Here is a 6,000-nt window from a genome sequence, read left to right on the forward strand (position 1 = left end):
GAATGGGTGAAAACAAGAAAAATACAAGAGACAAAGTCATAGCGTATGCGACCAAATGCTTTAATCAAGAGGGGTTTGGTGCCATTACTATACAAGAGCTTGCCAACCGCCTGGAAATGAGTCGGGGCAACCTGACTTACTATTTCAAAACCAAGGATAATTTGTTGGAAGCAATTGTAAATGAGATGTGGGCAAGGTTAGATGAAGAACTGAACAAACGGCGTACGTTGCCCTCGTTCGAAAACCTTCACAATACCGCTAAAGTGTATTACCGCATTCAAAAAGAGTACTCTTTTATCTTTCTTGACCAACACGTACTCAGGCACGAACTAGTCAAAGAGAAGTTTCGGGAACAAACCAAAAAAAGTATTCATGACAATAAGGCTGCTTTGGCGTTTGCCATCAAACTAGGCAACCTCAAGCCCGAACCAGTGCCAGGTATGTACAACAACATTGCTTTTATCACTTGGATGATGCCTTTTTATTGGCTCAACCAACAAATAATAAGAGGAGAGAAAACTGAAGAAGACGCCGAAAAAATGATTTGGAGCATTTTGTTACCTCATTTTACCGAGAAGGGAGTCAGCTCTTTTATCAAGTTTTTTGGCAAAGAATATTACGAAAGCCTGGGCGAAAGCTTTTCGGTAGACCTAGACTCGTTGATTTCTTTTTAGTCTTTTAGTCGGGAGTCCGTAGTCAGGAGTTGGGAGTTAGCGCGAAGCGAGTTAAAAAATGGCTTGATGGCTATATGGTTTTATGGTTGCGCGAAGCGATTTAAAAATTAGTCCAGAGTTGGGAGTCCGTAGTCGGGAGCTGACGCAAAGCGATTAGTCAGGAGCCCGGAGTTAGCGCGAAGCGATTTAAAAATTATAAGAAAAACTCCCGACTACTAACTACGGACTCCCGACTACTAACTAATAAACTAATTAAAATATGCAAGTAATTAAAACCAAAATAAATAAAAACACCCAGCAGTATAAAGACAACCACGCCGGAATGATGAAGCTGGTAGAGAAACTGCAAAAGCATTTGACCGATAGTCGTTTTGAGGGCAAAGACAAGCACATAGACCGTGCCCGACAGCGAGGTAAACTTTTGGCACGCGAACGCATAGAGTTGTTGCTTGACCCTGACAGCCCTTTTCTGGAGCTGTTGCCCTTGGCGGGGATGAACCGCAAGGGAGGTTTTGGCACAGGAGGCACCAATGTGAGCGGCATTGGTATTGTGTCGGGCAAACTGTGTATGATCAACTCAAACGTAGGTACCCGCAAGGGGGGCTCGGTTGACTACCATACTGCTTTTAAGGCAGCCCGCATCAACGAAATCACCCTCGAAAACCGCTTGCCCAGCATCAACCTGGTAGAAAGCGGCGGCGCCAACCTGCCCGACCAGGCAAAAATATTTAACTACGGTGGCGCAAGTTTTAGAGATATTACCCAGCGTTCAGAACTTGGCATACCTACTATATCGGTGGTTTTTGGCAATGCTACGGCGGGTGGAGCTTACATTCCTGGAATGTCTGACTATGCCATTTTTCAGAAAGAGAAAGCCAAAGTGTTTTTAGCAGGACCACCCCTGGTAAAAATGGCCACCAACGAAGAGGTAGACGATGAGAGCCTGGGCGGAGCCGAAATGCATAGCCGGGTATCGGGGGTGTCAGACTACCTCGCCGAAGACGAGTACGATGGCATTCGCCTGGCACGCGAAATTATGGAAACCATCTCAGTAGCTTCACCTCACCTTTTGCCAGAAGGCACTATAGAAGAGCCCCTGTATGATACCGAAGAAATACTGGGGGTAGTGTCGCACGATGTAAAAATACCTTTTGATGCCCGCGAGCTTATTATGCGCGTAGTAGATGGCTCTCGTTTTAGCGAATTTAAACCCGAATATGGCAAGAGCATGGTCACAGGCTGGACTAATATCCACGGCTACCCTGTAGGCATTATTGCCAACAATGGGGTGATCTTTTCAGAAGACGCCAACAAAGGCACCCAGTTTATCCAACTCTGCAATAAAAATGATATTCCGCTCATATTTATGCAAAACACCACGGGTTACATGGTAGGTAAAAAGTATGAAGAAGGCGGCATTATAAAGAACGGAGCAAAACTGATCAACGCGGTGTCTAATAGCAAAGTACCCGCCATTACTCTTATGATTGGCGCCTCGTATGGTGCCGGAAATTACGGTATGAACGGGCGTTCGTACAACCCAAGATTTTTGTTTACCTACCCCAACCATAAAATAGGGGTGATGGGCGCTGAACAGTTGGCCGGAGTCATGGAAATTGTACAAAGGGCTTCTGCCAAGTCGCTGGGGCAAGAGTTTGACGAAAAGAAAATGGCTGCTGCCAAAATGATGTTAATGGCTGAAGCTGAGTCCAAATCATCGGCTTGGTACTCGTCGTCTGAACTATGGGACGATGGTGTGATAGACCCACGCGAAACCCGTAATTGCCTGGGCTTTGCCCTTGCCGTGCTTTACAGCCAACCCATCAAAGGATCGGATAGTTTTGGAGTGTTTAGGATGTAGCTTTTAGTCAGTAGTCGGTAGTCCGTAGTTGGTAGAAAAATGGCTATATGGCTTTATGGTTAAAATGGTTCGCAAAGCGGGTTTTTAAAAAGTGGTTTGATGGTTCGCTAAGCAAGGTGAAAAACTATCATCTTTTAACTACGCTTTTTATAAGTTGCTAAAAATCAGTGTGATATAAAAGTGTAATTACTTATGAACCGAATCTATTTCTAAATCCCGATTCGTTTCATCGGGGCAGCTTGCTGTGATGAGCTCAACGGAGTTAAACAGGGTGTAGGTAGCACCGAGATACATCGGTATCTAAGGACTTGCGACTTGTCGCTTGAAGCTTGCCCCTGTCGGGACTATCAACTAAAAAACTAAAATGAAAACAGTACTCATTACCGGAGGATCAAGTGGCATAGGCTACGAAATGTCCCGGCTTTTTGCCCGTGACGGTTACCGCTTGCTTTGGGTGGCAAAACCTCCCGAAGAACTCAGCGAAGCCCAAGCCCGCCTTGAACAGGAGTTTGCAGGAGTAGAAACACACTCTCTTGCCAAAGACCTGTCGGTAAATACTGCAGCCCGCGAGGTGTACAATTGGACACATACCCAAGGTTGGACAGTAGATGTGCTGGTAAACAATGCGGGGTTTGCTACCTATGGCAATTTTGAAACTATAGATATGGACAAGGAATTGGCGATGATAGGGGTAAATGTGACCAATGTATTGCTGCTGACACGCTATTTTTTGGTAGATATGCTCGCCCGTGATGCGGGTAAAATTATGAACATTAGTTCGGGGGTGTCTTACGAAGCAATGCCCAAAATGGCTACTTATGCGGGCTCCAAGGCTTTTGTGCGGTTGATGAGCCAATCGTTGCACGAGGAACTCAAACATCGAAAATCTAAGGTGCAGGTCACTACAGTATGCCCATCGGCCATCAAAAATACCCGGTTTCAATCAACCGCTGGCATGCAAAAAGTACGCACCTTTAGCAGCATAGCCACAGCTACCCCGCAAGAAGTGGCAAAAGACGCCTACCGGGGTTTGCTCAAGGGCAAAAGGTTGGTAATTACCGGGGCAAAGTACCGCCTTAACAAAGTAATAAGCCAATGGGTACCTAAAGCTTTGACCCGTTGGGTGATTAGAAAAGAAATGGAGGAGATTAGTCGGTAGTCCGTAGTCCGTAGAAAAATGGCTATATGGCTATATGGTTTTATGGTTGCGTGAAGCGATTAGTCGGGAGTCCGTAGTCAGGAGTCGGGAGTTTTCGCGAAGCGATTTCTCAATGATGAGAACAACTCCCGACTACTGACTCCCGACTCCTAACTATAGACTATCGACTAAAAAAAGAAAACAATGATAAACTCAATACTAATAGCTAACCGAGGCGAAATAGCCTCAAGAGTGATAAGGACTTGTCGAAAAATGGGGATTCGAAGCGTTGCGGTGTTTTCAGATGCCGACCGGGATGCTTTGTTTGTGCAGGAAGCGGATACCGCCATACATTTGGGCGAAAGCAACCCCCAGACATCTTACCTTAATCAAGAAAAACTATTGGCAGTGTGTGCACAACACCAGGTAGACGCAGTGCATCCAGGCTATGGCTTTTTGTCAGAAAACGCTGAGTTTGCCCGCAAATGTCAGGCGGCTGGGGTCATATTTATCGGACCACGCGCTGAAGCCATAGAAGCCATGGGCTCAAAGTCAAACGCCAAAACCATTATGAAGCAAAACGAGGTGCCCGTGATACCTGGGTACCAAGGAGCCGACCAAAGCACCGAAACGCTGAGTCAGGCTGCCCATGACATTGGGTTTCCGGTATTGCTCAAAGCCACTGCCGGAGGTGGGGGCAAAGGCATGCGCATTGTGCATACGGCTAAAGAACTCAACGGGGCGATTGATGCAGCCAAACGCGAAGCCCAAAATGCTTTTGGCAATGATGAGTTGATCATTGAAAAATACATTGCTTCGGGGCGCCATATCGAATTCCAGATTTTGGGCGATCAACACGGCAAAGTAGTGCATATCTTAGAGCGTGAGTGTACCATTCAGCGGCGTTACCAAAAGGTAATAGAAGAAAGCCCCTCGCCTGTGCTTACTCCCGAATTGCGCCAAAAAATGGGCGAAGCAGCCCTCAAAGCAGCCCAGGCACTTAATTATGACAATGCCGGAACGGTAGAGTTTATTTTTGACGACCAAAGCCAACAGTTTTATTTTTTGGAGGTAAACACCCGCCTACAGGTAGAGCACCCCGTAACCGAAGAAATCACTGGGCTAGACCTGGTACAACTACAAATAGAAATAGCCGAAGGGCACCCCTTGGCGTTGAACCAAGCCGACATACAAGCCAATGGCTATGCGGTGGAGTGTCGTTTGTATGCCGAGGATGCCGCCAATGATTTTTTACCTGTAACAGGTACCATTCAGCAATGGAGCGTGCCCAATGTAGAGGGCTTACGGGTAGAAACCGCCATTCAGAGTGGGGCAGAGATTTCTATGCACTATGACCCAATGATTGCCAAGCTTATTGTGTGGGATGCTCAACGTACTACAGCTCATCGTAAAATGAAGTATGTGTTGCGCCACCTTCAGTGCCTGGGTATTACTACCAATCAAGATTTTTTGATTCAGTTGTTTGACCATCCCCATATTACCCAAGGCAAATATGACACACACTTTCTTGTCAACGAATTTAACCTAAAACCTTCGGGAGGGATGCAGGGCAGCCTGGAAACCAAAGCAGGCATGGCGGCTACTCTATACAATTGGCAACAACGTCAACACCAACGCGCTTTGTTACGTGGTGTGCCTTCGGGCTGGCGCAGCAATTTTTATGCACATCAAAAAGAAGTGTATACACTGGAAACCACTCGGGATGGAAAAAAACACAGCGAAGAGATTGTCATCAAATACCGTTACCTCAACCACCAACAATTTGAATTTATAGTAGGCAACACCACCGAACAAGTCAAACTGGTCGAAGCTGCAAATAATCAAGTGTGTTTTGAGGCGAGCGGCATTCGTTACATCTTTTATTTGGCTAAATCTCAACAAACTTACTACCTACGCAACGAACACTTGGGTGGGGCAACCCTGAAACTGCAAGACCGATTGCCCCAAAAAGAAGCCGAAAAAGTAAAAGGTGGCTACGAAGCCCCTATGCCTTCACAAATTATCAAGGTATTGGTAGCGCAAGGGCAAGAAGTAAAATCGGGGGATGGATTGATCGTGCTTTCTTCCATGAAAATGGAAAACACCATCGCTGCTGACGAGGATGGAACCGTGGCCGAAATTTATACCGAAGAAGGCGCCAGTGTAGAAGCACGTTTTTTGTTGGTGAAGGTAGATTGATTAGTCTATAGTCGGGAGTCAGAGTTGGGAGCGACTACAGCCTCAAGTCCTTAGCGCCTGATGATGATGATGACAAATCGAAACTTTCTTTGTCATCCTGAGCTGCTAAAAGTTCACTTGTACGCTGA

General features: G+C 46.2%; 4 protein-coding genes. All 4 read left to right on the plus strand.

The window, feature by feature from the left end; all coding sequences use genetic code 11:
• The first annotated feature begins 2 nt into the window (after nt 1–2).
• Nucleotides 3–674 carry a TetR/AcrR family transcriptional regulator gene (locus M23134_RS35275; protein WP_002705271.1) on the plus strand — a complete coding sequence of 224 codons (672 nt, stop codon included), beginning with the start codon at nt 3–5 and terminating at the stop codon, nt 672–674.
• 259 nt (nt 675–933) lie between these two features.
• Nucleotides 934–2,535, plus strand: a complete 1,602-nt coding sequence (locus M23134_RS35280) for an acyl-CoA carboxylase subunit beta (protein ID WP_002705279.1) — start codon at nt 934–936, stop codon at nt 2,533–2,535.
• A 364-nt stretch (nt 2,536–2,899) separates the two neighbouring features.
• Entirely contained in the window at nt 2,900–3,694 is a 795-nt protein-coding gene (locus M23134_RS35285; RefSeq protein WP_002705280.1) for an SDR family NAD(P)-dependent oxidoreductase, read from the plus strand.
• Nucleotides 3,695–3,877: 183 nt separating this feature from the next.
• The gene (locus M23134_RS35290) at nt 3,878–5,872 is read left to right on the plus strand and encodes an acetyl/propionyl/methylcrotonyl-CoA carboxylase subunit alpha (RefSeq protein WP_002705281.1); all 1,995 of its coding nucleotides are present in this window, start codon (nt 3,878–3,880) and stop codon (nt 5,870–5,872) included.
• The last annotated feature ends 128 nt before the right edge of the window (nt 5,873–6,000 follow it).

This window comes from Microscilla marina ATCC 23134, assembly GCF_000169175.1.
In the GTDB taxonomy this organism is placed as follows: domain Bacteria; phylum Bacteroidota; class Bacteroidia; order Cytophagales; family Microscillaceae; genus Microscilla; species Microscilla marina.

Excerpts from the sequence above, each read along its gene's own strand:
- M23134_RS35275 (WP_002705271.1), top strand. The coding sequence starts at position 3 with ATGGGTGAAAACAAGAAAAATACAAGAGACAAAGTCATAGCGTATGCG.
- M23134_RS35280 (WP_002705279.1), top strand. The coding sequence starts at position 934 with ATGCAAGTAATTAAAACCAAAATAAATAAAAACACCCAGCAGTATAAA.
- M23134_RS35285 (WP_002705280.1), top strand. The coding sequence starts at position 2,900 with ATGAAAACAGTACTCATTACCGGAGGATCAAGTGGCATAGGCTACGAA.
- M23134_RS35290 (WP_002705281.1), top strand. The coding sequence starts at position 3,878 with ATGATAAACTCAATACTAATAGCTAACCGAGGCGAAATAGCCTCAAGA.